The 25,929-nt window shown below is 69.3% G+C and carries 26 protein-coding genes; 22 read left to right on the top strand and 4 right to left on the bottom strand.

The window, feature by feature from the left end; translation table 11 throughout:
- Positions 1 to 2: 2 nt before the first annotated feature.
- Positions 3 to 1,451, top strand: coding sequence for an RHS repeat-associated core domain-containing protein (locus HUJ41_RS07785; protein ID WP_179872077.1), 1,449 nt, complete (start codon positions 3 to 5; stop codon positions 1,449 to 1,451).
- Positions 1,452 to 2,142: 691 nt separating this feature from the next.
- On the opposite strand, the gene HUJ41_RS07780 is transcribed toward HUJ41_RS07785, so the two are convergent.
- A protein-coding gene (locus HUJ41_RS07780; protein ID WP_179872076.1) for an IS3 family transposase occupies positions 2,143 to 3,395 on the bottom strand; the annotation gives its coding sequence in 2 pieces (ribosomal slippage) (positions 2,143 to 3,113 and positions 3,113 to 3,395; 1,254 coding nt in all).
- Between the two features lie 69 nt (positions 3,396 to 3,464).
- Between HUJ41_RS07780 and HUJ41_RS07775 the strand changes: the two genes are divergently transcribed.
- The 4 genes from HUJ41_RS07775 to dapF all read left to right on the top strand — a co-directional run bounded on the left by HUJ41_RS07775 (position 3,465) and on the right by dapF (position 8,287).
- Positions 3,465 to 4,586 (top strand): RHS repeat-associated core domain-containing protein, encoded by a 1,122-nt coding sequence (locus tag HUJ41_RS07775; RefSeq protein ID WP_218925590.1) that lies wholly within the window; start codon positions 3,465 to 3,467, stop codon positions 4,584 to 4,586.
- 340 nt (positions 4,587 to 4,926) lie between these two features.
- Entirely contained in the window at positions 4,927 to 6,438 is a 1,512-nt protein-coding gene (gene miaB / locus HUJ41_RS07770; RefSeq protein ID WP_179872075.1) for a tRNA (N6-isopentenyl adenosine(37)-C2)-methylthiotransferase MiaB, read from the top strand.
- Complete coding sequence (gene miaA / locus HUJ41_RS07765; RefSeq protein ID WP_218925589.1) at positions 6,435 to 7,412, top strand: tRNA (adenosine(37)-N6)-dimethylallyltransferase MiaA; 978 nt, start codon at positions 6,435 to 6,437, stop codon at positions 7,410 to 7,412. Before miaB ends, miaA begins: the two co-directional genes overlap by 4 nt.
- The gene (gene dapF / locus HUJ41_RS07760) at positions 7,409 to 8,287 is read left to right on the top strand and encodes a diaminopimelate epimerase (protein WP_179872074.1); all 879 of its coding nucleotides are present in this window, start codon (positions 7,409 to 7,411) and stop codon (positions 8,285 to 8,287) included. The genes miaA and dapF overlap by 4 nt, the downstream gene beginning before the upstream one ends.
- Before the next feature lie 28 nt (positions 8,288 to 8,315).
- Here dapF and HUJ41_RS07755 read toward each other — a convergent pair whose 3' ends face one another.
- On the bottom strand, positions 8,316 to 8,939 hold the full coding sequence (locus HUJ41_RS07755; protein WP_179872073.1) for a class I SAM-dependent methyltransferase: 624 nt from the start codon (positions 8,937 to 8,939) through the stop codon (positions 8,316 to 8,318).
- 43 nt (positions 8,940 to 8,982) lie between these two features.
- Here HUJ41_RS07755 and hflX point away from each other — a divergent pair, with 43 nt between their 5' ends.
- On the top strand, positions 8,983 to 10,563 hold the full coding sequence (gene hflX, locus HUJ41_RS07750; RefSeq protein WP_179872072.1) for a GTPase HflX: 1,581 nt from the start codon (positions 8,983 to 8,985) through the stop codon (positions 10,561 to 10,563).
- On the opposite strand, the gene lexA is transcribed toward hflX, so the two are convergent.
- Entirely contained in the window at positions 10,560 to 11,270 is a 711-nt protein-coding gene (gene lexA / locus HUJ41_RS07745) for a transcriptional repressor LexA (protein WP_152582754.1), read from the bottom strand. The two genes, hflX and lexA, sit on opposite strands and share 4 nt — an antisense overlap.
- Positions 11,271 to 11,607: 337 nt before the next feature.
- Here lexA and HUJ41_RS07740 point away from each other — a divergent pair, with 337 nt between their 5' ends.
- From HUJ41_RS07740 to HUJ41_RS07715, 6 genes are all read left to right on the top strand, one after another.
- Positions 11,608 to 11,973, top strand: coding sequence for a LysM peptidoglycan-binding domain-containing protein (locus HUJ41_RS07740; RefSeq protein ID WP_179872071.1), 366 nt, complete (start codon positions 11,608 to 11,610; stop codon positions 11,971 to 11,973).
- 49 nt (positions 11,974 to 12,022) lie between these two features.
- Positions 12,023 to 13,099 carry a histidinol-phosphate transaminase gene (locus HUJ41_RS07735; protein ID WP_179872070.1) on the top strand — a complete coding sequence of 359 codons (1,077 nt, stop codon included), beginning with the start codon at positions 12,023 to 12,025 and terminating at the stop codon, positions 13,097 to 13,099.
- Entirely contained in the window at positions 13,096 to 13,713 is a 618-nt protein-coding gene (gene hisB / locus HUJ41_RS07730) for an imidazoleglycerol-phosphate dehydratase HisB (RefSeq protein WP_179872069.1), read from the top strand. Before HUJ41_RS07735 ends, hisB begins: the two co-directional genes overlap by 4 nt.
- 2 nt (positions 13,714 to 13,715) lie before the next feature.
- A complete protein-coding gene (gene hisH, locus HUJ41_RS07725) occupies positions 13,716 to 14,351 on the top strand; it encodes an imidazole glycerol phosphate synthase subunit HisH (RefSeq protein ID WP_179872068.1) in 636 nt (211 codons plus the stop codon).
- Positions 14,352 to 14,482: 131 nt separating this feature from the next.
- Positions 14,483 to 15,232 carry a bifunctional 1-(5-phosphoribosyl)-5-((5-phosphoribosylamino)methylideneamino)imidazole-4-carboxamide isomerase/phosphoribosylanthranilate isomerase PriA gene (priA, locus tag HUJ41_RS07720; protein WP_152582749.1) on the top strand — a complete coding sequence of 250 codons (750 nt, stop codon included), beginning with the start codon at positions 14,483 to 14,485 and terminating at the stop codon, positions 15,230 to 15,232.
- 13 nt (positions 15,233 to 15,245) lie between these two features.
- A complete protein-coding gene (locus HUJ41_RS07715) occupies positions 15,246 to 16,013 on the top strand; it encodes an SseB family protein (RefSeq protein ID WP_179872067.1) in 768 nt (255 codons plus the stop codon).
- On the opposite strand, the gene HUJ41_RS07710 is transcribed toward HUJ41_RS07715, so the two are convergent.
- Positions 16,006 to 16,368 carry a DUF1844 domain-containing protein gene (locus HUJ41_RS07710; RefSeq protein ID WP_179872066.1) on the bottom strand — a complete coding sequence of 121 codons (363 nt, stop codon included), beginning with the start codon at positions 16,366 to 16,368 and terminating at the stop codon, positions 16,006 to 16,008. The two genes, HUJ41_RS07715 and HUJ41_RS07710, sit on opposite strands and share 8 nt — an antisense overlap.
- Before the next feature lie 293 nt (positions 16,369 to 16,661).
- Here HUJ41_RS07710 and infC point away from each other — a divergent pair, with 293 nt between their 5' ends.
- The 10 genes from infC to pheT all read left to right on the top strand — a co-directional run bounded on the left by infC (position 16,662) and on the right by pheT (position 25,906).
- Entirely contained in the window at positions 16,662 to 17,306 is a 645-nt protein-coding gene (gene infC / locus HUJ41_RS07705; RefSeq protein ID WP_179873933.1) for a translation initiation factor IF-3, read from the top strand.
- A 43-nt stretch (positions 17,307 to 17,349) separates the two neighbouring features.
- Positions 17,350 to 17,550: a 50S ribosomal protein L35 gene (gene rpmI, locus HUJ41_RS07700; protein ID WP_100822555.1), complete on the top strand. Its 201-nt coding sequence runs from the start codon at positions 17,350 to 17,352 to the stop codon at positions 17,548 to 17,550.
- A gap of 30 nt (positions 17,551 to 17,580) precedes the next feature.
- On the top strand, positions 17,581 to 17,970 hold the full coding sequence (rplT, locus tag HUJ41_RS07695; RefSeq protein WP_152582746.1) for a 50S ribosomal protein L20: 390 nt from the start codon (positions 17,581 to 17,583) through the stop codon (positions 17,968 to 17,970).
- A gap of 144 nt (positions 17,971 to 18,114) precedes the next feature.
- Positions 18,115 to 18,915, top strand: coding sequence for a TrmH family RNA methyltransferase (locus HUJ41_RS07690; RefSeq protein WP_179872065.1), 801 nt, complete (start codon positions 18,115 to 18,117; stop codon positions 18,913 to 18,915).
- Between the two features lie 84 nt (positions 18,916 to 18,999).
- The gene (locus tag HUJ41_RS07685) at positions 19,000 to 19,737 is read left to right on the top strand and encodes an amino acid ABC transporter ATP-binding protein (RefSeq protein ID WP_281363092.1); all 738 of its coding nucleotides are present in this window, start codon (positions 19,000 to 19,002) and stop codon (positions 19,735 to 19,737) included.
- Positions 19,738 to 19,800: 63 nt separating this feature from the next.
- Entirely contained in the window at positions 19,801 to 20,673 is an 873-nt protein-coding gene (locus tag HUJ41_RS07680; RefSeq protein WP_179872064.1) for a glutamate ABC transporter substrate-binding protein, read from the top strand.
- A 107-nt stretch (positions 20,674 to 20,780) separates the two neighbouring features.
- The gene (locus HUJ41_RS07675) at positions 20,781 to 21,428 is read left to right on the top strand and encodes an amino acid ABC transporter permease (RefSeq protein WP_179872063.1); all 648 of its coding nucleotides are present in this window, start codon (positions 20,781 to 20,783) and stop codon (positions 21,426 to 21,428) included.
- On the top strand, positions 21,425 to 22,330 hold the full coding sequence (locus tag HUJ41_RS07670) for an amino acid ABC transporter permease (protein WP_179872062.1): 906 nt from the start codon (positions 21,425 to 21,427) through the stop codon (positions 22,328 to 22,330). The genes HUJ41_RS07675 and HUJ41_RS07670 overlap by 4 nt, the downstream gene beginning before the upstream one ends.
- 25 nt (positions 22,331 to 22,355) lie before the next feature.
- Complete coding sequence (gene pheS / locus HUJ41_RS07665; protein WP_179872061.1) at positions 22,356 to 23,396, top strand: phenylalanine--tRNA ligase subunit alpha; 1,041 nt, start codon at positions 22,356 to 22,358, stop codon at positions 23,394 to 23,396.
- Positions 23,396 to 25,906, top strand: a complete 2,511-nt coding sequence (gene pheT / locus HUJ41_RS07660) for a phenylalanine--tRNA ligase subunit beta (RefSeq protein ID WP_179872060.1) — start codon at positions 23,396 to 23,398, stop codon at positions 25,904 to 25,906. The genes pheS and pheT overlap by 1 nt, the downstream gene beginning before the upstream one ends.
- Positions 25,907 to 25,929 lie beyond the last annotated feature (23 nt).

Raw genomic sequence — 25,929 nt, 5'->3', positions numbered from 1 at the left:
AGGTGTCCTCCACGCGCGATGTGCCCAACCGCATCGTGGCCTGCACGACGGCGGGCATAACGGGTGCGGTGGCGAACGCGGGCCTGAACGGCAACCGCACCTCCTATACCGACAAGCACACCGTGCATGCGGAGGGCGTCCCGACGGTGACGGAGACGTCGACGTCGTACTGCTACGACCAGGCAGACCGTCTGCTGGCCTCCACGGTCACCGGTGATGCGATCCCGGAGGCGAACCCGGTCGCCGACGGCCTCGCCCCTGCTGAGTTGGCGTATGACGCGCACGGCAACACGACGACCCTGGCCGACCAGTCGTTGGAGTTCGATCTGGCGAACCGGCACCTGTCGACCACGGTCACTGATGCTGGCGTGGCCACGAAGGTGTCTTACACGCGCGATGTGACCAACCGCATCGTGGCCCGCACGGTCACCGTCGATGGTGTCGAGCAGTCGGCGACGCGGTACGCGCATGCGGCGGCTGCTGACGTGTCGGGTCTGGTTCTGGATGCACTAGACCAGGTCTCCGAATACACGGTCTCCCTTCCCGGGGGTGCAGCAGTGCGCTTCGTGCTGGGGTCTGAGGCGCGTGAGCAGTGGTCGTATCCGAACCTGCAGGGTTCGATCGTCCTGGAGGCCGACGGTGACGGAGTGCGCTCAGCATCAGTGGTGCGGTTCGATCCGTTCGGGCAGCCCATCGACCCGACAACGGGCCGAATCGGCACCACGGGTGCGGATGATGCGGTGATCGACAACGCCGAAGGCGATGCGGATTACGCGTTCGTGGGTGGGCATCGGAAGTTGTATGAGCATCAGGGTTCGGTCGCGATCGTGCAAATGGGGGCACGGGTGTATGTGCCGGCGTTGGGCAGGTTCCTCAGTGTGGATCCGGTCGAGGGTGGGGTGGACAACTCGTACGTGTATCCGACCGACCCGATCAACATGATGGATCTGAGCGGCGCAATCCGGTGTCGTCGGGGCTACAGCGTTTGTGGGGGCATGGGCTCCGGTGTATCGACTTGGAGCTACAGCCACACCTACCGCGTCTCGAAGAAGCTTTCGCCAGTCAAGGCGAAGGGGTTTGTTGGATCGAATCTTGGGAAGGTGTTTCCGCCAGTCATGCGAGCAGACGGATCCAACGACGATCTCAAGCTGGGCGCCGAGGGTCAAAGAATCTTCACCACGCTACTTCCCGTCTCTGCGGACATCGCAGGGAGTAGCGGCTGGGTGGAGGTAGTTCAAAACAACGGCTCTTCGTGGACTTTCAAGGCACTCGAGGGGCATCCCGCCCACCCCGGCGTCGTGCACTTTCAATTTTTCGATTGCCGAGGTGAGGCTGCGACTTGCATGACGGTGACTGGTGTCAGTTCCGCCCCGAATCCGGCAGGAAACGATTTTCTCTACGACCAGTTCTCGACCTACTACTGGGGCTCGCTCGCGACAGCCATACCGTAGGGAGCAAGCCAATATGCCTCCTGCCCAACCGTCCGATCACACTACGGAGATATCGTGACAAGAATTGAAGTTCGCAGGTGTATGACATATGCACTAGTGGTGGGGCTATTGGGCTCGGCTCTCTCCGCGGCGGCTCAGTATGTGAACGCGCCCGGGTGGCTCTTCATCTTGATCTCCCTAGTTGGGTTTCCACTGATCGGCTTCTCAGTCGCAATCCAAGTCCCGGTCTCAGTCATTGCCGGGTACGTGTTCGGTGTCGAAGGGGGTGTCTTGGTAACCGCGATCGTGCTCTTCTGCTTCTTCACATCCGTTGGCTTCGGACAGGCCTACATCTGGACGCGATCCCGACGAGCCAAGCCGACGCCCTGAGCAGCCCTTGCTTTTCCTCTACCAACCCCGAGTCCGACATGACGCACCGAGTGCTGAGCTCCTGGCGCGTGCGTTCGTTCCAGATCTTGGCCCCGCACTCACGGGTGTCACCGGTGATGCGATCCCGGAGGCGAACCCGGTCGCTGACGGTCTCGCCCCTGCCGAGTTGGCGTATGACGCGCACGGCAACACGACGACTCTGGCCGACCAGAGTCTCGAGTTCGATCTGGCGAACCGTCACCTGTCGACCACGGTCACTGATGCTGGTGTGGCCACGACGGTGTGAATCCCCCCGGCGTGTTCGGAGAGCGTATTGCTGGTGTCAGCCCGCTTGTTCGAGGGGCTCGGTCAGAGCATATTCGAGCTGCTCCAGTTCGATCGGGGTGAGGTCATCGATCGAACTGTGGATGCGTTCGGTGTTAAACCACTGCACCCAGTCCGCGGTCGCGGCCTCGACCTGATCGACGTTTCGCCAGGGCCCTTCGTGATGGATCAACTCGGTCTTATAGAGTCCGATCTGGGACTCCGCGAGGGAGTTGTCGTAGGCGTCGCCGACGGATCCAACCGAGGGGTCGATGCCTTCCTCGATCAGGCGGTCGGTGAAGGCAATGGACGTATAGACGCTGCCGGCATCGGTGTGATGCGTCAGTCCGGCGAAGTCGGCGACGCCCTCGCGGCGCCTGGTCCAGAACGCCATCTCCAGGCAGTCGAGCACCAGCGGCGTCGTCATTCTCGTCGCCGCCCGCCAGCCCAGGATGCGGCGGGAGTGAACATCGAACACGAACGCGACGTAAACCCATCCGGACCACGACCACACGTAGGTGAAGTCAGCGACCCAGAGTTGGTTCGTGCGGAACCTGGCGAAATGCCGATCGACAAGGTCGGCAGGTCTGGTCTCGCGCGGGTCAGCATCGACCGGATTGGTGCGTTTCCCACGTCGCACGCCAGCGATGCCGAGCTCGCGCATGAGGCGCTCCACCGTGCAACGGGCAATGTCGTGGCCCTCGCGGCGCAGACGCAACCAGAGCTTCCGAGCGCCCAGCACGCGCCGTTGCCGCTGCCAGCAGCCCAGCACGATCGGCTTCCACCGCTCATCGGACACCTGCCGCGCTGAGGGTCGACGCTTGCGGGCGTCATAGTAGGTCGATGGGGCGATCTTCACCTCATGCTGGGTGAGCACGGCGCAGATCGACTCGACACCCCATCGCAGGCCACCATCATTGCGGTCCTTGTGGTCGGTGATGAACGCGACTATCGCTTCGCTGGCCGGTCGAGTTCGGCCGCGAAGAAAGCCGAAGCCGCCTTCAATATCTCGTTCGCCCGCCGCAACTCGGCGTTCTCTCGTTTGAGCTTCTTGATCTCCGCCTGCGCCTCGGTGGTCACCCCCGGCCGTTGGCCGACATCGACCTGCTGCCGCCGAATCCAGGTTCGGACCGTTTCGGGCGAGCCGATGCCGAGCATGCCGGCGACCGCGGTGATCGCGGCGTGCTCGCTGGGATAGTCAGGCCGCACCTCGGCGACCATGCGGACTGCGCGCTCACGAAGCTCGCGCGGATACTTGTTGGGTCGTGCCATGAGACTGATCCTTCCAAGGAATCGAGTCTCCGAACACGCCGGGGGGATTCAGTGTCCTACACCCGCGATGTGACCAACCGCATCGTGGCCCGCACGGTCACGGTCGATGGCATTGAGCAGTCGGCGACGCGGTACGCGCATGCGGCGGCTGCTGACGTGTCGGGTCTGGTTCTGGATGCTCAAGACCAGGTCTCCGAATACACGGTCTCCCTTCCCGGGGGTGCAGCAGTGCGCTTCGTGCTGGGGTCTGAGGCGCGTGAGCAGTGGTCGTATCCGAACCTGCAGGGCTCGATCGTCCTGGAGGCCGACGGCGCCGGAGTGCGCTCAGCTGGGGTGGTGCGGTTTGATCCATTCGGGCAGCCCATCGACCCGACCACGGGCCGTATCGGCACCACGGGTGCGGATGATGCGGTGATCGACAACGCCGAAGGGGATGCGGACTACGCGTTCGTGGGCGGGCATCGGAAGTTGTATGAGCATCAGGGTTCGGTCGCGATCGTGCAAATGGGGGCACGGGTCTATGTGCCGGCGCTGGGCAGGTTCCTCAGCGTCGACCCGGTCGAGGGTGGGGTGGACAACTCGTACGTGTATCCGACCGATCCGATCAACAAACTCGACTTGACCGGAATGGTTCAGTGTCGTGTTGCAAGCGGTGGAAAGTGCACCGCAATCTCGGACGGTCGTTCTGCATCGGCGGATCTCCGGCGTCGAGTCAAGGGCCAGCGCGGCGGAGGACCATCTCTCGTGGAACGCCTCATCGCTGGACCCGCACTACCGACGCGACCCCGCCTTTCAAGCGGAAGTCCGGGGCCTACGCGTCAAACCCCACTGATCACGATCTCCGAGTTGCCTGGGGCTAATCTCCGGACTGGCCTGAGCGCGAATGTGGAGGGTTGCGCGTTGGTGTGCGGTTCTGTCGGTCTCGGATTCGCGAGCGGGAAGGCCTACTTGCTTCTCGGATATTGGGTTGGCCCGGCGCTGGGCCTCACTGGCAACGTCGGCCATGCGTGGGGTACGGGAGCGGGCGTGTCAACTTACGGACAGTGCACCGGCGCTGTGGGACCCGTGGGGGTCTACGGTCAAGCAGGCTTCGCGGGACCTGATGATTACAACGCGGAGGTCGGCTGGTCCTCCGGCCTTCGGGCCGGCTGTAGCCTCAACCAAGTACATTCGATTCAGATTGGGGGGTAGCTCGAGCATGGCTCCGCCGGCGCTCGTTCTCCTTGTTGCCACAGTGTTTCTCGCCTTTGGTCTTGTCGGAACCATAAGACCGTCAATTCTCGTGCAAATCAACGCGTCCATTTTTGACGCATTCGGAAGAGAGAAACACGCCGAGAAGGCTCGACAGAGGAACCAGCACATCCAGGCTCGGATAGGCGGGGTACTTTTCTTGTCTTTAGGTGTATTTCTCTTGATCGTTCAGTTTGGCTAGGTCTCTTGTGAATGCTGGGTCTGCTGCACGAGTCGGTGACGCAGGAAGCGCGGCAGCAGGGTCGCGGTGCGAGGCGCAGAGCGCGCGTAAACTGGCAGCATGTCCGCGCCCATCCTCGAGCGCACGCGCACCTACCAGGTGCGCACGTTCGGCTGTCAGATGAACGTGCACGACTCCGAGCGGCTGAGCGGCTCGCTCGAAGCTGCGGGCTACGTCCGGGCCGAGGACGGCGACGCGGACGTCGTCGTCATCAACACGTGCGCCGTGCGCGAGAACGCCGACAACAAGCTCTACGGCAACCTCGGGATGCTCGCGAGCGTCAAGCGTGAGCGCGGCGGCGACATGCAGATCGCCGTCGGCGGGTGCCTCGCCCAGAAAGACAAGAGCGTCATCCTCGAGAAGGCGCCCTACGTCGACGTCGTCTTCGGCACCCACAACATGGGGTCCCTTCCCGCCCTGCTCGAGCGCGCGCGGCACAACGGCGAGGCCCAGCTCGAGATCCTCGAATCCCTCGAGACCTTCCCCTCCACCCTCCCCACGCGGCGCGAGTCGACCCACAGCGGGTGGGTGAGCATCTCCGTCGGCTGCAACAACACCTGCACGTTCTGCATCGTTCCCGCCCTGCGCGGCAAAGAGAAGGATCGCCGGCCCGGCGACGTCCTCGCCGAGCTGCAGGCGCTCGTCGACGACGGTGCCATCGAGGTCACGCTGCTCGGCCAGAACGTCAACTCCTACGGCGTCGAGTTCGGCGACCGCCTCGCCTTCGGCAAGCTCCTGCGCGCCGCAGGCCACATCGACGGCCTCGAGCGCCTGCGTTTCACGAGCCCCCACCCCGCCGCTTTCACCGACGACGTCATCGACGCCATGGCCGAGACGCCCGCCGTCACGCCCCAGCTGCACATGCCCCTGCAGTCGGGCTCCGACCGCATCCTCAAGGCCATGCGGCGCTCCTATCGCAGCGAGAAGTTTCTCGGCATCCTCGACCGGGTGCGCACGCGCATCCCGCACGCCGCGATCACGACCGACATCATCGTCGGCTTCCCGGGCGAGACGGAGGAGGACTTCGCCGAGACCCTGCGCGTCGTCGAGCATTCCCGGTTCGCGAGCGCCTTCACCTTCCAGTACTCCATCCGCCCCGGTACGCCCGCCGCGACGATGGACGACCAGGTGCCCAAGGAGGTCGTGCAGGAGCGCTACGAGCGCCTCGTCGCCCTGCAGGAGCGCATCAGCCTCGAGGAGAACCAGAACCAGGTGGGTCGCGAGGTGCACGTGCTCGTGTCGAGCGCCGAAGGCCGCAAGGATGCCGAAAGCGAGCGCCTCACCGGTCGCGCCGAAGACGGCCGGCTCGTGCACGTTGCCCTGCCGCACGAGGGCGAGCGCCCCCGCCCCGGCGACATCGTCACCGCGGTCATCACGCGCGCCGCGCCCTTCCACCTGCTCGCCGACGAGCCCGGCCCGCTGCGCATCCGCCGCACCCGCTCCGGCGACGCGTGGGACCGCGCCCAGGCCGAGTCGTGCGCCGTGCCCGCGGCGGGTGCACAGGCGGCTGGCGCGCCGGCGGCGGGCGCGCGGGTCTCCCTCGGTCTGCCGGGGCTGCGCGCCCGCTCGTGATCCTCGCCGTCGTCGGCGCCACGGGTACCGGCAAGAGCGACCTGGCCCTCGCGCTCGCGCGACGCTGGACCGACGCCGGGCGCCCGGTGGAGATCGTCAACGCCGACGCCATGCAGCTCTACCGCGGCATGGACATCGGCACGGCCAAGCTGCCCCCGAGCGATCGCGAGGGCATCCCGCACCACCTCCTCGACGTCCTGGACGTCACCGAGGAGGCGTCCGTCGCGCGCTATCAAGAGGATGCCCGGCGCACGATCGACGCCATCACCGAGCGCGGCGCCACACCGCTGCTCGTCGGCGGCTCAGGCCTCTACGTCGCCGCCGTGCTGACCGACTTCCAGTTTCCGGGCACCGACCCCGAGCGCCGCGCGCACTGGGAGGGCGTGCTCGCCGAGCGCGGGCTCGCCGCCCTGCACGAGGAGCTGCGGCAGCGCGACCCCGTCGCCGCCGACGCGATCGGGCCGCACAACGGCCGCCGCATCGTGCGCGCGCTCGAGGTCGGCGACCTCACCGGTGAGCCCTTCAGCGCCGGGCTCGCCGCGCGGGAGCGCCCCTGGCGCCCCTACCGGCAGGTGGGTCTGCACCTCGAGCGCTCGGCGCTCGTGCCGCGTCTCGACGCGCGCGTCGAGGGCATGTGGCGTGCCGGGCTGCTCGACGAGGTGCGCGGCCTGCTGCCGCAGGGCCTCGAGCGCGGGGTGACGGCGAGCCGCGCGATCGGCTACGCGCAGGCGATCGGCCAGCTCGCGGGTCGCCTCTCCGAGCGCGAGGCCATCGAGGAAACGCAGGCCCTCACGCGGCGCTACGCGCGGCGCCAGGTGAGCTGGTTCCGCCGCGACGAGAGCGTGCGCTGGATCGATGCGGCGGCCGACGACCGGCTCGACCAGGCGATGCGCGCACTCGGTGGCGACAGCGGCAGCGACGGCCCAGGCGACGGCAACGGTGCAGGTGACGGCGTCGATACGATGGAGAGATGACCTCGCTCCTGCGCTTCACGAAGGGCCACGGCACCGGCAACGACTTCGTCCTGTACTCCGACCCGGCGGGCGACCGGCCGCTGACGGCGCCGCAGCGCGCGGCCCTCGCCGACCGGCATTTCGGCGTCGGCGGCGACGGCGTCATCCGCGCCGTGCGGTCGGCGAACCTTCCCGAGGGTGCCGCCGCGCTCGCGGAGGACCCGGACGCGGAGTGGTTCATGGACTACACGAACGCCGACGGCAGCCCCTCCGAGATGTGCGGTAACGGCATCCGCGTCTTCGTGCGGTACCTCCTCGAGAACGGGCTCGCGACCCTCGAGGAGGGGCAGTCGCTGCCGATCGGGACGCGGTCGGGAGTGCGCGACGTGCACCGCCTCGCCGACGGCTTCGCCGCCGACCTCGGCCGCTGGTCGCTCCACGGCGGCGAGCCGACCGTGACCGCGCGTGCGCTGCCCGTGCCGCGCCCCGGCCTCGGCATCTCCGTCGGCAACCCGCACGTCGTCGTCGCGCTCGCGAGCGAGGCCGAGCTCGAGTCGGTCGACCTGAGCGAGGCGCCTGTGCTCGACCCCGCGCCCGAGGCCGGCGCGAACGTCGAGTTCGTCGTGCCCGCCGACCCCCTCGTCGTCGACGGCGTGGGGCGCATCCGCATGCGCGTGCACGAGCGCGGCAGCGGTGAGACGCTCTCCTGCGGCACGGGCGCCGTGGCGGCCGCTCTCGCCGTGCGGCACTGGGCGGGCCCCTCGGCCCCGACGGAGTGGCGCGTCGAGGTTCCCGGCGGCGTGCTGGGCGTGCGCGTCTTCGCGGCGGAGGACGGCGAGCACGCGGCCCTCAGTGGGCCCGCCGAGCTCGTGTTCGACGGCACGCTCCTGGTCTAGAAACTCGCTCGTCGAGGGACGCGCACCGCTACTCGGCGGCAGAGTTCGTGCGACGCACCCGCAGCACGCGGTAGCCCTTCTGGGTCGCCGCACGGCTGACGGTCGACCACGCGCCGAACGACTCCTCGAGCCAGCGCTGCAGCGAGTCCGACCCGAGGTTGCGGGCGACGACGAGCCAGGCGGAGGCATCGTCGTCGAGGCGGGGAACCCAGTGCTCGAGCATCCCGTGCAATTCGTTCTTGCCGACGCGGATGGGCGGGTTCGACCAGATGCACGAGAAGCGCACGTCATCGGGCACCTGCTCGGGCCGCACTGGCGTGATGTTCGTGAGGCCGAGCCGGGCGGCGTTGCGGCGTGTGAGGTCGAGGGAGCGCTCGTTGACGTCGACCGCCCACACCGTCGCCTCGGGGGAGCGCAGGGCGAGGCTCAGGGCGATCGGCCCCCAGCCGCACCCGAGGTCGAGCACGTGGCCGGTCGTGGGCGGGGGAGGCACGGAGGTGAGCAGCACGCGGGTGCCCGCATCGAGAGCGCGCGGGCTGAAGACGCCGCCGGCCGTGACCACCTCGACCTCGCGGTCGGCGAGCGTGACGCTGAGCGGAGAGAGCACGAGTTCGCCGCGCGGCTGATCGCTGAAGTAGTGGTCGGCCGCCATGACACCAGAATCTACCGAAGTAACGCGAGTACAGTGAGCGACGATGACCGAGACAGACCCGCAGAACCCGGCTTCCGAGGCCGGCGATACTTCCGCGCCGCGCGATGCGGGGGCGGATGCTGTGGCGCGCGTCCTGGCGAACGCCGACTCGCACGCCCGCTCGGTGACGCTGCACGGCGGCCGTGCCGCCGCCCTGCAGGTCGACAACGACTACGCGCACGACCGCGACGGCGACCAGTTCGACCGCGAGGATCGTGCGGCCCTGCGCCGCGTCGGCGGCCTCTCCACCGAGCTCGAAGACGTCACCGAGGTCGAGTACCGGCAGCTGCGGCTCGAGAACGTCATCCTCATCGGCATCTACGCGCAGGGCGCCCTCGACGAGGCCGAGAACTCGTTGCGCGAGCTCGCCGCCCTCGCCGAGACCGCGGGCGCCGTCGTGCTCGACGGCCTGCTGCAGCGCCGACCGAACCCCGACCCGAGCACCTACCTCGGCAAGGGCAAGGCCGCCGAGCTCGGCCTCATCGTCAAGGAGCTCGGCGCCGACACCGTCATCGCCGACACCGAGCTCGCCCCCAGTCAGCGGCGCGCCCTCGAAGACGTCGTGAAGGTCAAGGTCATCGACCGCACCGCCGTCATCCTCGACATCTTCAGCCAGCACGCCAAGAGCCGCGAGGGCAAGGCGCAGGTCGAGCTCGCGCAGCTCGAGTACCTGCTGCCGCGCCTGCGCGGCTGGGGCGAGTCGATGTCGCGCCAGGCCGGTGGCCAGGTCGGCGGCGCCGGGGCCGGCATGGGTAGCCGTGGCCCGGGTGAGACGAAGATCGAGCTCGACCGCCGCCGCATCCACACCCGCATGTCGAAGCTGCGCCGCCAGATCAAGGGCTTCGCGCCCGCTCGTGCCGCCAAGCGCGCCAACCGCGACCGCTTCGCGGTGCCGAGCGTCGCGATCGCCGGGTACACGAACGCCGGCAAGTCGAGCCTGCTCAACCGCCTCACGCGCGCGGGCGTGCTCGTCGAGAACGCGCTCTTCGCCACCCTCGACCCGACCGTGCGCAAGACGACGACGCCCGAGGGCCGGCCCTACACGCTCGCCGACACGGTCGGCTTCGTGCGCAACCTGCCGCACCAGCTCGTCGAGGCCTTCCGCTCGACGCTCGAGGAGGTCGCCGACAGCGACGTCATCGTGCACGTCATCGACGGCGCCCACCCAGACCCCGCTGCGCAGCTCGCGACTGTACGGGACGTCATCGGTGAGGTGGATGCGCGCCATCTTCCCGAGATCGTCGCCATCAACAAGAGCGACCTCCTGGACGACGACGCGCGCCTCCTGCTGCGCGGCCTCGTGCCCGGCGCGGTCTTCGTCTCCGCCAAGACGGGGGAGGGGGTCGACGAGCTGCGCGCGCGCATCGCCGAGACCCTGCCCGACCCCGAGGTCGAGGTGACCGCGGTCGTGCCGTACGACCGGGGCGACCTCGTCTCGCTCGTGCACGAGCGCGGCCGTGTGCTCGAGACTTCCTACGAGGAGGAGGGCACGCGCGTGCACGCCCTCGTGAACTCGGGTCTGGCGGCGCAGCTCGAGCCGTTCACGACAACCGCGGTACCGACCGCGACGGCGGGAGCCCGCTAGACCTTGCGCATGACGCTGACGACCTTGCCGAGGATCGTCGCGTGGTCGCCGAGGATCGGCTCGAAGGCCGAGTTGCGGGGCAGCAACCAGGTGTGGCCGTCGCGCTGCTTGAAGACCTTCACGGTCGCCTCGTTGTCGAGCATGGCGGCGACGATCTCGCCGTTCTCGGCGGTGTTCTGCTGGCGCACGACGACCCAGTCGCCGTCGCAGATGGCGGCGTCGATCATCGAGTCGCCGACGACGGTGAGCATGAAGAGCTCGCCCTTGCCGACGAGCTGGCGGGGGAGCGGCACGACCTCCTCCACCATCTGATCGGCGGTGATCGGGATGCCCGCGGCGATGCGCCCGACGAGGGGCACCATGGCGGCGTCGCCGACGGAGGGGCTCGTCGAGACCGGGGTGTCGATCGTGATGGTCGTGTCGGGCTCGAGGTCGATGAGCACTTCGAGGGCGCGCGGCCGGTTCGGGTCGCGGCGCAGGTAGCCGCTGAGCTCGAGTTGGCCGAGCTGGTGGGCGACGCTCGAGAGCGAGGAGAGCCCGACGGCCTCGCCGATCTCGCGCATGCTCGGCGGGTAGCCCCGGCTCGCGACCGAGGACTGGATGAACCCGAGGATGGCGCGCTGCTTGTCGCTCAGCGTCGTGCGGCGGCGCGTGCCGGGCGCGGCGGCGCTCGGTGCCGTGCTGATGTCGACGGTCTCGTCGGCCATGGGGTTCTCCCTCGTCTCGTGTCGAGTGCCCGCCGTCACTGCCGGTGTGACCAATGTCGGTGGTCTGCCGTTGACTGCACTCGAACCCTCGAAACTCTATCCACGAGTGGGGTGCAACTCAAACATCTGTTCGAGTGTGTCGCCCGATTCGTGGAGAAAAAAGGCCGGGGGCTTGAAAGTGTGTTCGATCGAAGGTATGTTCGGAACACAGGTTCGTACCCGCGTCTCCCGGCCGAGATCGGGTACCTGCCCCGGCAGCTCCCCCGCTGCCGGGGCACCTGCACCCCCCACCAGGCCCAGTTGTCAGCCAGGCCCACTTGTCAGAAGGAGAACGGCGATGAGCTCCATCACTTACGGCACCGGCACCTACGACGGTGGCTTCGCGCTCCCGGTTGCGCGCACCCGCCTGCGTCTCACGCGCCGCGGCCGCGCGGTCATCGCCGTGCTCGTCTCGCTGCCTCTCGTCATCGCGCTCGTCATGCTCGCCCTCAACGGTGGGGGAGCGACGGCGACCTCAGGGCTCGAGCAGTCGACGACGGTGACCGTCCAGGCGGGCCAGTCGCTGTGGTCTCTCGCCGGCACTCTCGCCCCCGAGGCGAACCCTGCCGACGTCGTCGCCGACATCCTCGCGATCAACGGCCTCGACTCCGCGAGCGTCCAGCCCGGCCAGGTGCTCATCGTTCCCGAGCGCTACGCGGGCTGAGGCTCCGACCGCGGGCCGAGCCCCGCTCACGCCCGTCTACGATGGGCGAGTGACGAGCCTCGACGACCTTCCGATCCGCGACGACCTGCGCGGGCAGTCCCCCTACGGAGCCCCGCAGAAGCCCGTGCGCATCGCTCTCAACGTCAACGAGAACACGCACCCGATTCCCGAGGTCGTCGTCGCGCACGTGACTGCCGCGGTCGAGCACGCGCTGCGCTCGGTCAACCGGTACCCCGACCGCGAGTTCACGACGCTGCGCGAGCACCTCGCCGCCTACCTGGGCGAGGGAGTCGAGCGCGAGCAGGTGTGGGCCGCGAACGGCTCCAACGAGGTCATCCAGCAGCTGCTGCAGGCCTTCGGCGGTCCGGGCCGCCGCGTGCTCGGCTTCCCGCCCACCTACTCGATGCACTCGATCATCGCGTCGAGCACGGGCACCGAGTGGGTCACGGCGGAGCGCGACGACGAGTTCCGCCTGAGCCCCGCCACCGCCGTCGCGGCCGTCGAACGGCTCGACCCCGACATCGTCTTCCTCTGCACCCCCAACAACCCGACGGGCACGCCCATCGGCCTCGACACGATCGAGGCGGTCTGCGCCGTCGCGCGCGGCATCGTGATCGTCGACGAGGCCTACGCCGAGTTCCTGCCCGAAGGCGAGCCGAGCGCGCTGAGCCTGCTGCCGGGCCGCCCGCGCCTCGTCGTCTCCCGCACCATGAGCAAGGCGTTCGCCTTCGCGGGCGCCCGCCTGGGCTACCTCGCCGCCGATCCCGCCGTCGTGGATGCTCTGCGCCTCGTCCGCCTGCCCTACCACCTCTCCGCGCTCACGCAGGCGGCCGCAGTGGCGGCGCTGCAGCACGCACCGCTCATGCTCGAGACGGTGGACGCGATCCGGGCCCAGCGCGATCGGCTCGTCGTCGAGCTCGCCGCGCTCGGCTACGCGCCCCACGCGAGCGGCGCGAACTTCGTGCTGTTCGGGGGAGTCGACGACCCGCAGGCGACGTTCCAGTACCTGCTCGAGCACGACATCCTCATCCGCGACGTCGGTCTGCCCGGCCACCTCCGGGTCACGGCGGGCACGCCCGAGGAGACGACCGAGTTCCTCGAGGTGCTCGGTAGGATGAAGCAGTGAGCACTCCCGCCAGTACGCCCCGAGTCGCCGAGCTGCGGCGCGAGACGAGCGAGTCGAGCATCGAGCTGCGCGTCGACCTCGACGGCACCGGCCGTTCGTCGATCGCGACGACCGTGCCCTTCTTCGACCACATGCTCACGGCTCTCGCCAAGCACTCCCTCCTCGATCTCGACGTGACCGCCCACGGCGACACCGACATCGACGTGCACCACACGGTGGAAGACACGGGCATCGTGCTCGGCACGGCGATCGGCCAGGCGCTCGGCGACAAGGCCGGCATCGCGCGCTTCGGCGACGCCCTCGTGCCGCTCGACGAAGCGCTCGCGCAGGCCGTCGTCGACGTGAGCGGTCGCCCCTACCTCGTGCACTCGGGCGAGCCCGCGGGCTTCGAGCACCACCTCATCGGCGGCCACTTCACGGGCTCCATGGTGCGCCACGTCTTCGAGGCGATCACGATGCACGCGGGCCTCACCGTGCACCTCACCGTGCTCGCCGGTCGCGACCCGCACCACATCGCCGAGGCCGAGTTCAAGGCGTTCGCACGCGCTCTGCGCCAGGCGGTGCAGCGCGACGACCGCGTGCGCGGCGTGCCCTCCACCAAGGGAGCGCTCTAGCCGTGACCTCCCCCCTCGTGGTCGTGCTCGACTACGGCTCGGGCAATGTGCACTCGGCGGTCAAGGCCGTCGAGGCCGCCGGCGCGCGCGTCGAGCTCTCCGCTGACCGTGCACGCGTCATGGCCGCCGACGGCCTCCTGGTTCCCGGCGTGGGAGCCTTCCGGGCGGTCATGGACGCTCTGCGCGCGGTCCGCGGCGACGAGCTCGTCGACCGGCGCCTCGCGGGGGGCCGCGCGGTCATGGGCATCTGCGTCGGCCAGCAGATCATGTTCGAGCGCGGTGAGGAGCACGGCGACGTGTGCGAGGGCCTCGGCGAGTGGCCGGGAGCGGTGACGGCGCTGCGCGCCCCGACCGTCCCCCACATGGGCTGGAACACCGTGCAGGCGCCCGCAGACTCGACGCTCTTCGAGGGGCTCCACGACGAGCGCTTCTACTTCGTGCACTCCTACGCGGCCCACGACTGGACCCTCGAGGTGACGAATCCGAAGATTCGCGCGCCGCGCGTGACGTGGAGCGAGCACGGCGAGCGCTTCGTGGCGGCGGTCGAGAACGGGCCGCTCACCTCGACGCAGTTCCACCCCGAGAAGTCGGGCAGTGCGGGCCTCGCGCTCCTGGGCAACTGGCTGCGCACGCTGTAGACCGCACGGGGCTGTCCTGCGGGGCTCGTCGTGCGGAGTACGATGTGGTGTTTGTGTCTGCGCCCGGATCTCGGGTGCCGGCATCCGTGCGCCCAGACCCTGCGACCGTCGATTCGAACCGAGAGTGATCCATGAGCGAGTTCTCCACCGTCCCTGCCCTGACGCTGCTGCCCGCGGTGGACGTCTCCGGAGGCAAGGCTGTGCGACTCACCCAGGGTGAGGCGGGCACCGAGACGAACTACGGCGACCCGATCGACGCCGCGCACGAGTGGGCCGACCAGGGTGCGGAGTGGATCCACCTCGTCGACCTCGACGCGGCTTTCGGTCGCGGCAACAATCGCGCGATCATCAAGAAGGTCGTCAAGACCACGCCCAAGCGCGTCAACATCGAGCTCTCCGGTGGCATCCGCGACGACGCGAGCCTCGAGGCGGCGCTCGCGACGGGCGCGAAGCGCATCAACCTCGGCACCGCGGCTCTCGAGAACCCCGAGTGGGCGGCGCACGTCATCGCCGAGTACGGCGAGGCCATCGCGGTCGGCCTCGACGTGCGCGGCACGACGCTCGCGGCGCGCGGCTGGACGGAGGAGGGCGGCGACCTGTGGGCCGTGCTCGAGCGCCTCGAGCTAGCCGGCTGCGCCCGCTACGTCGTCACCGACGTGACGAAGGACGGCACGCTCAAGGGCCCGAACCTCGACCTGCTGCGCTCCGTCATGGAGCACACGCACCGACCCGTCATCGCCTCGGGCGGCGTCTCGAGCCTCGACGACATCGCCGCGCTGCGCGAGCTCGTGCCGCTCGGCCTCGAGGGCACGATCGTGGGCAAGGCGCTGTACGCGGGCGCGTTCACCCTGCCCGAAGCACTCGACGTCGCGGGTCGCTAGAGCCGAGCATCCCGTGTCGCCCTCGCAGCACGATTCGGCCGGCCAGCCCTGGGAGGGGCGGCACTTCGAGCCGAACCCGAACGCGCAGGACGACGGCAGCGCACCGCCCGAGTTCCTCGAGATCGTCGCCGACCTGCGCGAGGGCCGCGCGAGTCTGCGCGAGGTCGTCGACGTCGTGCGCGAGTGCCGATTCCTCATCCCGCTCGTCGCCGTGGCGGGAGAGACGGGGCGCAGCGAGACCGGCCGAACGATCGACAAGTCTCAAGAGCTCTCGATCATCACCGTGAGCGGGCCGGACGGCCGCGCGATCCTGCCCGTGTTCTCCTCGGTCGCAGCCATGACCCACTGGCGGCCGGATGCCCGGCCGGTGCCGGCCGACGCGGTGCGCGTCGCCCTCGCCGCCGCCTCCGAGAACACCGACCGCATCGTCATCGATGCCCGCGGCGAGACCGAGCTCGTGCTGCCGCGCCCCGCCGTGTGGGCGATCGCGCAGCAGGCGCCGTGGGTGCCCGCCGTCGAGGACGACGCCGTGCTCGAGGCGATCGCCCGCCCGGCCGAAGCACACCCCGAGGTGTGGGCCGCGAGCCTCATCGCCGGTGACCCGCTCGGCCGCGGCACCGAGCCGGAGGTCATCGTGCGCCTCGCGATCGAGCCGGGGCTTGCCCCCGAGCGCCTGCGCGACATCGTGGGCGCGCTCAGTGCGGCCTGGGCGGCGGATGCGACCGTCGCCGAGCGCATCGACTCGCTCTCGGTGCAGCCGATCGCCGCTCGCGCTAGCTGACGGCGCCCGTGTACTTCTCGCCCGGCCCCTGCCCGGGGGCGTCGGGGAACGGGGAGGCCTCGCGGAAGGCGAGCTGCACCGAGCGCAGGCCGTCGCGCAGCACGCGTGCGTGGTGGTCGCCGAGCTCGGGAGCCGCGGCCGTGATGAGGCCGGCCAGGGCGGTGATCAGTTTGCGAGCCTCGGCGAGGTCGCGCTCGGCCTCGCCGTTCTCGGAGAGCCCGCACTTGACGGCGGCGGCGCTCAGGAGGTGCACGCTGACCGTGTTGATGATCTCGACGGCGGGAACGTCGGCGATGTCGCGCGACGGATCGGCCATCACGGTCGGGTCAACAGGCAGGGGGGATGAGTCGCTCATGGAACCTCTCGAAACGACCCCGCGCACCCGGACGGTGACGAACGGGGCGGGGTGCTGGTAGTCTGATGCGGGCTCCGGGGCCTGAACCCCGGTACGAAAGTGGAGAATCTCCCACCCGCGCTTGACCGCTTCATTAGGTTACCGGGTTGCATCACCCCGCTCGACGGACTCCTCGGAGGCCGCGCGAGGACCGCGGGTGGTAGTGGCTGTGCGCCACGGAAGCTCTCCTCTCTCGGAACGGCCGGGCTCGACGCCCGCCGGTCGCCACCCATTGTCACGAAGAGGAGAATCGCATCAGCGAACCGAGAACGAATGACCGCATCCGCGTCCCCGAGGTCCGACTCGTCGGGCCGGGAGGCGAGCAGGTCGGCGTCGTCAAGATGGAGGTGGCCTTGCGCTTGGCGCAGGAGGCCGACCTCGACCTCGTCGAGGTCGCGCCCAACTCGAAGCCGCCCGTCGTCAAGATCATGGACTACGGCAAGTTCAAGTACGAGGCCGCTCAGAAGGCGAAGGAAGCGCGTCGCAACCAGGCGAACACGATCCTCAAGGAGGTTCGCTTCCGCCTGAAGATCGACTCGCACGACTACGAGACGAAGCGCAAGCGCGCCGAGGGCTTCCTCAAGGCCGGCGACAAGGTCAAGGCCATGATCCTGTTCCGCGGCCGCGAGCAGTCCCGCCCCGAGCAGGGTGTGCGCCTGCTCCAGCGATTCGCCGAGGACGTCGCCGAGTACGGCGTCGTGGAGAACACCCCCACGATCGACGGTCGCAACATGGTCATGATCATCGGACCGCTCAAGAACAAGTCAGACGCGAAGGCCGAGGCCAACGCGACCCGCGCCGCGCGCAAGGCGGAGGCGACAGCCGCCAAGGCTCCGGCCAAGGCGGCGGCCCAGGAGAAGTCCGCCGCCGCCGACCCCACGACAACCACGGAAGACTGAGCGCAGCAGAGCGCTGCGCGACACGGAAGAAGAGGAAACACCCATGCCCAAGCAGAAGACGCACTCCGGTGCCAAGAAGCGCTTCAAGCTGACCGGCTCCGGCAAGGTCATGAAGCAGGGCGCCGGTATGCGCCACAACCTGGAGAAGAAGTCGAGCGAGGTGACGCGTCGCCTCAACCGCGAGGTCGTCCTCGCGCCGGCCGACGCCAAGGTCATCAAGAAGCTCATCGGCAAGAAGAAGTAAGACCCGAGACGAAACCGAAGGACTGAAGAAATGGCAAGAGTCAAGCGGGCTGTCAACGCCCACAAGAAGCGTCGGGTCATCCTTGAGCGCGCCGAGGGCTACCGCGGTCAGCGGTCGCGCCTGTACCGCAAGGCGAAGGAGCAGGTCACCCACTCCCTCGTCTATGCGTACCGTGACCGTCGCGCCAAGAAGGGCGAGTTCCGTCGCCTCTGGATCCAGCGCATCAACGCCGCTGCCCGCCAGAACGGCATGACCTACAACCGGCTCATCCAGGGTCTCGGCCTCGCCGGGGTCGAGGTCGACCGTCGCATGCTCGCCGAGCTCGCGGTCAACGAGCCCACCGCGTTCGCCTCGCTCGTCGAGACTGCGCGTCAGGCGCTCCCGGCCGACACCTCGGCACCGAAGAGCCCCGCGGCCTGAGCGTCAGGCACGTGTGCCCCGCGGCCTGAGTCAGGCCCGCACGCACCGCACCGACGGCGCGTCCCCAGCACTGGGGGCGCGCCGTCGTCGTGTTCGCGGCCTGCTTCACCGGTCGTTCACTCGCGCGTGGCTAGCATGGCGCTCATGATCGACAACCCGCGCTCTCCGCGCGTGCGCGCCGCGGCCAAGCTGGCCAAGAAGAACCAGCGCGCCGAGACCGGGCTGTTCCTGCTCGAGGGCCCGCAGGCAGTCGCGGAGGCCCTGCGCTTCCACCCCGAGCTCATCCGCGATCTCTTCATGACGACCGCGGCGATCGACCGCCACTCCACCCTCGCGCGCACCGCCGCCGCCGCGGGTGTCGAGGTCGAGGCCGTGAGCGAGGCCGTCCTCGATGCGATCGCCGACACCGTCACCCCGCAGGGCGTCGTCGCGGTATGCCGGCAGTTCCCTCTCGCGCTCGACGAGCTGCTCGAGCGCGACCTGCGCCTCGTCGCCGTGCTCGACGAGGTGCGCGACCCGGGCAACGCGGGAACGATCATCCGGGTCGCGGATGCCACGGGCGCCGACGCCGTCATTCTCACCGGAACCAGCGTCGACGTCTTCAACCCGAAGGCTGTGCGCGCGACGACCGGTTCCCTCTTCCACCTTCCCGTCGTCGTCGGCGTGCCGCTCGAGTCGACGCTCAGCCGATTGCGGGAGCGGGGGATGCGCGTGCTCGCCGCGGACGTCTCCGGTGACGACCTGCTCGCCGTGCGCTCCGACGGTCACCTCGACGGGCCGACCGCGTGGCTGTTCGGCAACGAGGCACGCGGGCTGACCTCCGAGCAGCTCGAGCTCGCCGACCGTGCGGTCATCGTGCCCATCTACGGGCACGCCGAGTCGCTCAACCTTGCCACGGCCGCCGCCGTATGCCTCTACGAGAGCGCCTTCGCCCTGCGCGCGTGAGCCGAGTGTGTCGCGCAGGTCACGGTTGCGCGTCATATAGACAGACCAGTTGACCCTCGTATAGGGGGTGTGCTTGGGTGAGGCATGGCAGACCTGGTCGAACTGCAGAATGTGAACAAGCACTTCGGCGAACTGCATGTTCTCAAGGACATCTCGACGACGGTCGCGCGCGGCGAGGTCGTTGTCGTCATCGGCCCGAGCGGCTCGGGCAAGTCGACCCTGTGCCGCGCGATCAACCGGCTCGAGACCATCGACAGCGGCACCATCAGCATCGACGGCGTCGAGTTGCCCGCCGAAGGCGCGGGGCTCGCGAAGCTGCGCGCCGATGTCGGCATGGTCTTCCAGTCGTTCAACCTCTTCGCCCACAAGACCGTTCTCGAGAACGTGACGCTGGGGCCCCGTCGAGTGCGCGGTCTTTCCCGACGTGAGGCGGACGAGCGCGGCTGGGCGCTCCTCGAGCGCGTCGGTGTCGACAATCAGGCGAACAAGATGCCGGCACAGCTTTCCGGAGGCCAGCAGCAGCGCGTGGCGATCGCGCGAGCGCTCGCGATGGAGCCCAAGCTCATCCTGCTCGACGAACCGACGTCGGCCCTCGACCCCGAGATGATCAACGAGGTGCTCGACGTCATGGTCGGGCTGGCCAAAGACGGCATGACCATGGTCGTCGTCACTCACGAGATGGGGTTCGCGAGGAAGGCGGCCGACCGCGTTCTCTTCATGGCGGAGGGCGAGATCGTCGAGGAGGCGACGCCCGAGACCTTCTTCACGGCACCGACGACGGCACGCGCGAAGGAATTCCTGTCGAAGATCCTCACCCACTAGCGCTGGGTGGGCACCACCCGGTGGTCGACCGATCACCGAGCACAGCAACAACGAGGGGGAAACATGAGAGTCACCAAGGGACTGCTGATGTCGGCCATGGCCGTGACGGGTGCGCTCGCGCTCGCCGGCTGCGTCGACTCGAGCACACCGGTCGACGAGCCGGACGTCGCCGAGGAGGTCGAGTTCGAGGCGGGCACGACGATGGCCGCACTCAACGAGGCCGGAGCGATCACGATCGGCACGAAGTTCGACCAGCCGCTCTTCGGCCTCGCGGGGCCCGACGGCGACCCCGTCGGCTTCGACGTCGAGATCGGCAAGATCATCGCCGCCGAGCTGGGCATCGAGCCGAGCGGCATCACGTGGATCGAGACGGTCTCGGCCAACCGCGAGCCGTTCATCCAGAACGGGGAGGTCGACATCGTCGTGGCGACTTACACGATCAATGACACGCGCAAGGAGGTAATCTCCTTCGCGGGCCCGTACTACGAGGCCGGACAGGATCTGCTGGTGCCCGCCGGCAACCCCGAGGGGATCATGGGGCCTGAGGACCTCGCCGACAAGGTGGTGTGCACCGTGACAGGGTCCACCTCCGAGGTCAATATCAGCGAGTACGAGACCGCCGACGTGCTGACGACCGACCAGTACTCCTCGTGCCTCGAGCCCCTGCGCACCGGCGCAGCTCAGGCGCTCACGACCGACAACGTGATCCTCGCCGGGCTCGCTGATCAGTCGGAAGGCGAGTTCGAGGTCGTCGGCAACCCCTTCACCTCTGAGCCCTACGGCATCGGGCTGGCTCTCGACGATGACGTGTTCCGCGACTGGATCAACGACGTGCTCGAGGCCGCGTACGAGGACGGCCGCTGGGCCGCCGCGTGGGAGGGGACCGCGGGCAGCGTGCTGGAGACGCCGGAGCCGCCGGCCGTCGACCGCTACTAGGTCCCATCGACACGGCTGTGCGGGGGTCGGTGCTCGGAGCACCCGAGCACCGGCACCCTGCACAGCACCCGCGCTGAGCGCGGTCGACCCTCCGGAGACGGGAGCACATGAGCGCCATCATCGAGAACTTCCCCCAGCTGGTGGAAGCCTTCCTCGGCACCCTGAGCCTGCTCGTGCTCTCCGGGCTCGGTGCGCTCGCGATCGGCATCGTGATCGCGGGCATGCGCATCTCGCCCGCGCCTCCGTTGCGCGCGTTCGCAACCGTCTACACTGAGCTGCTGCGCAACACCCCGCTCACTCTCGTCCTGTTCTTCTGCGCGACGCTGCTGCCGTATCTGCAGTTCTTCCCCGGCTACTACCCGCTCGCAGTTCTCGGGCTCACCCTCTACACCTCGCCGTTCGTCGCGGAGGCGCTGCGCTCCGGCATCAACGGCGTCGCCGTCGGCCAGGCCGAGGCGGCGCGCAGCATCGGGCTCACCTTCGGGCAGACGCTCCGCATCGTGATCCTGCCGCAGGCGTTGCGGATGGTCGTTCCGCCGCTCATCAACGTTCTCATCGCGCTCACGAAGAACACCTCGGTCGCCGGGGCCTTCTTCGTCTTCGAGCTCTTCGCCGCGGCGCGCAGGCTCGCGAACGCGCGCGGTGACGCCGTCATCACCATTCTCCTGGGAGTCGCCGCCTTCTACCTGCTCATCACCGTGCCCCTCGGCCTCATCGCGGGCCGGGTCGAGAAGAAGGTGGCGGTGCTGCGATGACGGTCTCCGTGCTCTACGACGTTCCCGGCCCGAAGGCGCGGCGTCGCTCCGTCATGACGTCGATCGTCGGCACTATCGCCATCGTCGCCGGGCTCGCGTGGCTCATCGCGACGCTCGCCGGTGAGCGCACGACAGTCGCGGGCGCCACCCTGCCCGGCCTCTTCGACCCGAGCCGGTGGGATATCTTCAACGACATCGTCGTGTGGCGCAGCCTCGGCGAAGGCGCGCTCAACACGCTCGCCATGGCCGGCGCCGCCGCCGCGCTCGCCCTCGTCGTCGGGGTGCTGTTCTCCTTCGGCCGCACCGCCGCGAGCCCCGGGATACGCGTGCCCGTCGCGGTCCTGCTCGAATTCTTCCGCGGCATGCCCGTGCTGCTCATGATGCTGTTCGCCCTCCTCGTGTTCTCCACGGGCACCTACTGGGCGGGGGTCACCGCTCTCGCGCTCTACAACGGCGCGATCATCGGCGAAGCGCTCCGGGCGGGTATCAGTGCTCTGCCCTCCGGTCAGCGCGAGGCTGGGCTCTCCCTCGGGCTGACTCCCGTCGCCACACGATTCCTTATCGAGTTCCCTCAGGCATTCCGCACCATGCTGCCGATCATCGTGGCCCAGCTCGTGGTGCTGCTCAAAGACACCTCGCTCGCCTACATCGTGGGGTACAGCGAACTGCTGCGCACCGGCCAGAACCTCACCCAGTTCTTCGGCAATCGCTACGCGTTCTCGTTCTTCTTCATCGTGCTCGCGATGTACCTGGCCATGAACCTCCTGCTCTCCTGGGTCGCGCGCATCATCTCCCACCGCACGTCGTCCCGGGGCGGCGCTCTCGTAGCCGCCGATGCGAGCGCCGAGCAACTCCCGGAGGGCGTCGGCGGCGTCGACGCGGGCGAGGCGTCGAGGCGGTAGCCCACGGCCACTAAACTCGGTGCTTGTGTCAGAACCGAGCCCCATCTCCGAGTCCGCTGTCGAGGCGGCTGTCGAGGCGGCGCTCGCCGCGGTCGCCGGCGCCGACGACACTGCCGCGCTCAAGGCGGCCAAGTCGGCCCACGCGGGGGAGGCCTCGCCGCTCGCCCAGCTCAACGCCCGACTGCGCGAGGTGCCCGCCGAGCAGAAGGCCGAGCTCGGCAAGCTCGTCGGCCAGGCTCGCGGCCGCGTCGCCCAGGCGATCAGCGCGCGCGAGGGCGAGCTCGCCGTCGCGGAGGAGCAGGCGAGGCTCGCGGCCGAGACCCTCGACGTCACGGCGGTTCCCGCCTTGCGGGCACAGGGTGCCCGCCATCCGCTCACCGCGCTCATGGAGCAGATGAGCGACATCTTCATCGGCATGGGCTGGGAAGTCGCGGAGGGGCCCGAGCTCGAGAACGAGTGGTTCAACTTCGACGCCCTCAACTTCGACCCCGACCACCCCGCGCGGGCGATGCAGGACACCTTCTTCATCGACCCGGTCGAGCGCCACCTCGTGCTGCGCACGCACACGAGCCCCGTGCAGGTGCGCTCGCTGCTGGACCGCGGCGTGCCGCTCTACGTCGTCGCCCCCGGTCGGGTGTTCCGCACCGACGAGCTCGACGCGACGCACACGCCCGTCTTCCACCAGATGGAGGGCATCGCGATCGACAGGGGGCTCACGATGGCTCACTTGCGCGGCACGCTCGAGCACCTCGCCCGCGCCCTCTTCGGCGAGGGCGCGCGCATCCGCCTGCGCCCCAGCTACTTCCCCTTCACCGAGCCGAGCGCCGAGCTCGACGTCTGGCACCCCACCTTCAAGGACGGCGCGCGCTGGATCGAGTGGGGCGGCTGCGGCATGGTCAACCCCAACGTGCTGCGCGCGGCGGGCATCGACCCCGACGAGTACCAGGGCTTCGCCTTCGGCATGGGCATCGAGCGCACGCTCATGTTCCGCAACGACGTGAAAGACATGCGCGACATGGTCGAGGGCGATATTCGCTTCTCGCAGCAGTTCGGGATGGTGGTCTGATGCGCGTACCGCTCAGCTGGCTGCGCGAGTTCGTCGAGGTTCCCGCCTCCGGCGACCCGCTCGAGGATGCCGCGCACGTGCACGCCGCCCTCGTGCGCGTCGGGCTCGAGGAAGAGGACGTCCACGGCGTTCCCCTCACGGGGCCGATCGTCGTGGGCGAGGTGCTCGAGTTCGTCGAGGAGCCGCAGTCGAACGGCAAGACGATCCGCTGGTGCCAGGTGCGCACGGGCACGCTGCCCGACGGCGAGCCCGAGGTGCACGGCATCGTGTGCGGGGCCCCCAACTTCCACGTCGGCGACAAGGTCGTCGTCTCGCTGCCCGGTTCGGTGCTGCCCGGCCCCTTCCCGATCTCGGCCCGCAAGACCTACGGCCACGTCTCCGACGGCATGATCGCCTCGGCCCGCGAGCTCGGCCTGGGGGAGGAGCACGACGGCATCCTGCGCCTGGCCGAGCTCGACCTCGACCCCGAGGTGGGCACCGACGCGATCGCGCTCCTCGGGCTCGATGACGTCGCCGTCGAGGTCAACGTCACCCCCGACCGCGGCTACACGCTCTCGCTGCGCGGCATCGCGCGCGAGTACGCCAACTCCACGGGGGCGGCCTTCCGCGATCCCGCGTCGAGTCTCGAGATCGGCGTCGGCGAGGGCTTCTCCGTCACGATCGACGACCAGGCGCCCGTGCGCGGCCGACGCGGCTGCGACGTGTTCGTCACGCGTGCCGTGCGCGGCATCGACCCGACGCGGCCGAGCCCGCCGTGGATGGTCGCGCGCCTGACGCTCGCGGGCATCCGGTCGATCTCCCTCGCGGTCGACATCTCGAACTACGTCATGCTCGAGCTCGGCCAGCCGATTCACGCCTACGATCTCGCGCGCCTGCAGGGCGGCATCATCGTGCGTCGCGCGACGCCCGGCGAGACCCTCGTGACGCTCGACGACCAGTCGCGCACGCTCGACGCCGAAGACCTGCTCATCACCGACGGCTCCGGCCCCATCGGCATCGCCGGCGTCATGGGCGGCGCGAGCACCGAGGTGGGCGACGATACGACCGACGTCCTCATCGAGGCGGCGAACTTCGAGCCGGTCACGATCGCGCGCTCCGCGCGGCGCCACAAGCTGCCGAGCGAAGCATCCAAGCGCTTCGCCCGCGGCGTCGACCCGCTCGTGGCCGAGGCGGCGGCGCAGCGCGTCGTCGACCTGCTCGTCGAGCTCGCGGGCGGCACGGCTGTCGACCTCGGCTCCGCCTGGGTCGAGTCCACGCGCCCCGCGACGATCGACCTCGCCGAGGGCTACGTCGACGATCTCGTCGGCGTCGACTTCTCGCTCGACGAGATCACCGACTCCCTCGTCGCTGTCGGATGCTCGGTCTCACCGGGCGACGACGGCTGGCGCGTCACCCCGCCGAGCTGGCGCCCCGACCTCATCGACGCTCCCTCGCTCGCCGAAGAGGTCGCCCGCATCGTCGGCTACGACCGCATCCCCGCGCAGCTGCCCGTCGCGCCGCCCGGTCGCGGCCTCTCGCGGGGCCAGCGAGCGCGCCGCGCCATCGCCGACGCTCTCGCGGCGGCCGGACTCACCGAGGTGCTCGCCTACCCCTTCGTGAGCGCCGCCGACAACGCGCTCATGGTCGGCGACGAGCACGCGCAGGTGCGCCTCGCGAACGCGCTCGACGCCGAGGCGGCGCGCTTGCGCGTGAGCCTGCTGCCGGGCCTCGCCGACATCGCGCACCGCAACGTCTCGCGCGGTCTCACCGACCTCGCTCTCTTCGAGATCGGCACGGTGTTCCTGCCAGAGTCGGGCCGCGAGTACGGGGTCGCCGAGGTGCCGATCGGCACGCAGCGGCCCGCACCGGGCCCGCTCGCCGAGCTCGAGCAGAGCATCCCGCACCAGCCCTGGCATGTGAGCGCGCTCGTGCTCGGCGATCGGCGCCCGCGCGGTGTCGGCCAGACCGCGGAGCCCGCAGGGCTCGCGGATGTGCTCGACGCGGCGCACCGCATCGCCGCCGTGGTCGGAGTGAGCCTCGCGGTCGAGACCGGCAGCCACCCCGCGCTGCACCCCGGCCGCACGGCGGCGCTGCTCGTCGACGGCGAGCAGGTCGGTCTCGCCGGCGAGCTGCTGCCCGCCGTCGCGATCGAGCGCGACCTGCCGAGGCGGGTCGGCGTGCTCGAGCTCGACCTGAACCGCCTGCTCGCCCTCAGCAGGGGCCAGGTGGCGGCAGGCGTCATCGCCGGCTACCCGGCCGCGACGCAGGACCTCTCGGTCGTCGTTCCCCTCGAGACGCCCGCGGGTGCCGTGCGCTCCGCGATCGTCGAGGGTGCCGGAGCGCTACTCGAAGAGGCAGTTCTCGTCGACGACTACCGCGGTGAGGGTCTCGAGCCGGGCACGAAGTCGATCACGTTCTCGCTGCGGTTCCGCGCGACCGACCGCACGCTCACGGCGGCGGAGGCGACCGAGGCGAAGACCGCCGGGCTCGCCGTCGCGACCGAGCGATTCGGCGCGCAGCTGCGCGCCTGACCGCCGTCGCGGCCCGTCGCCAA

This window comes from Microcella indica (assembly GCF_013414345.1).
Lineage (GTDB): Bacteria > Actinomycetota > Actinomycetes > Actinomycetales > Microbacteriaceae > Microcella > Microcella indica.
Note: the sequence above shows the minus strand (reverse complement) of the source record. Positions and strands in the feature narration are given on the sequence as shown.

Bases quoted from the DNA above. Each gene is read 5' to 3' on its own strand.
- miaB (WP_179872075.1), top strand. From the start codon at position 4,927: ATGTCCGCGCCCATCCTCGAGCGCACGCGCACCTACCAGGTGCGCACG.
- dapF (WP_179872074.1), top strand. From the start codon at position 7,409: ATGACCTCGCTCCTGCGCTTCACGAAGGGCCACGGCACCGGCAACGAC.
- HUJ41_RS07755 (WP_179872073.1), bottom strand. From the start codon at position 8,939: ATGGCGGCCGACCACTACTTCAGCGATCAGCCGCGCGGCGAACTCGTG.
- hflX (WP_179872072.1), top strand. From the start codon at position 8,983: ATGACCGAGACAGACCCGCAGAACCCGGCTTCCGAGGCCGGCGATACT.
- lexA (WP_152582754.1), bottom strand. From the start codon at position 11,270: ATGGCCGACGAGACCGTCGACATCAGCACGGCACCGAGCGCCGCCGCG.
- HUJ41_RS07740 (WP_179872071.1), top strand. From the start codon at position 11,608: ATGAGCTCCATCACTTACGGCACCGGCACCTACGACGGTGGCTTCGCG.
- priA (WP_152582749.1), top strand. From the start codon at position 14,483: ATGAGCGAGTTCTCCACCGTCCCTGCCCTGACGCTGCTGCCCGCGGTG.
- HUJ41_RS07710 (WP_179872066.1), bottom strand. From the start codon at position 16,368: ATGAGCGACTCATCCCCCCTGCCTGTTGACCCGACCGTGATGGCCGAT.
- rpmI (WP_100822555.1), top strand. From the start codon at position 17,350: ATGCCCAAGCAGAAGACGCACTCCGGTGCCAAGAAGCGCTTCAAGCTG.
- rplT (WP_152582746.1), top strand. From the start codon at position 17,581: ATGGCAAGAGTCAAGCGGGCTGTCAACGCCCACAAGAAGCGTCGGGTC.
- HUJ41_RS07690 (WP_179872065.1), top strand. From the start codon at position 18,115: ATGATCGACAACCCGCGCTCTCCGCGCGTGCGCGCCGCGGCCAAGCTG.
- HUJ41_RS07685 (WP_281363092.1), top strand. From the start codon at position 19,000: ATGGCAGACCTGGTCGAACTGCAGAATGTGAACAAGCACTTCGGCGAA.
- HUJ41_RS07680 (WP_179872064.1), top strand. From the start codon at position 19,801: ATGAGAGTCACCAAGGGACTGCTGATGTCGGCCATGGCCGTGACGGGT.
- HUJ41_RS07675 (WP_179872063.1), top strand. From the start codon at position 20,781: ATGAGCGCCATCATCGAGAACTTCCCCCAGCTGGTGGAAGCCTTCCTC.
- HUJ41_RS07670 (WP_179872062.1), top strand. From the start codon at position 21,425: ATGACGGTCTCCGTGCTCTACGACGTTCCCGGCCCGAAGGCGCGGCGT.
- pheT (WP_179872060.1), top strand. From the start codon at position 23,396: ATGCGCGTACCGCTCAGCTGGCTGCGCGAGTTCGTCGAGGTTCCCGCC.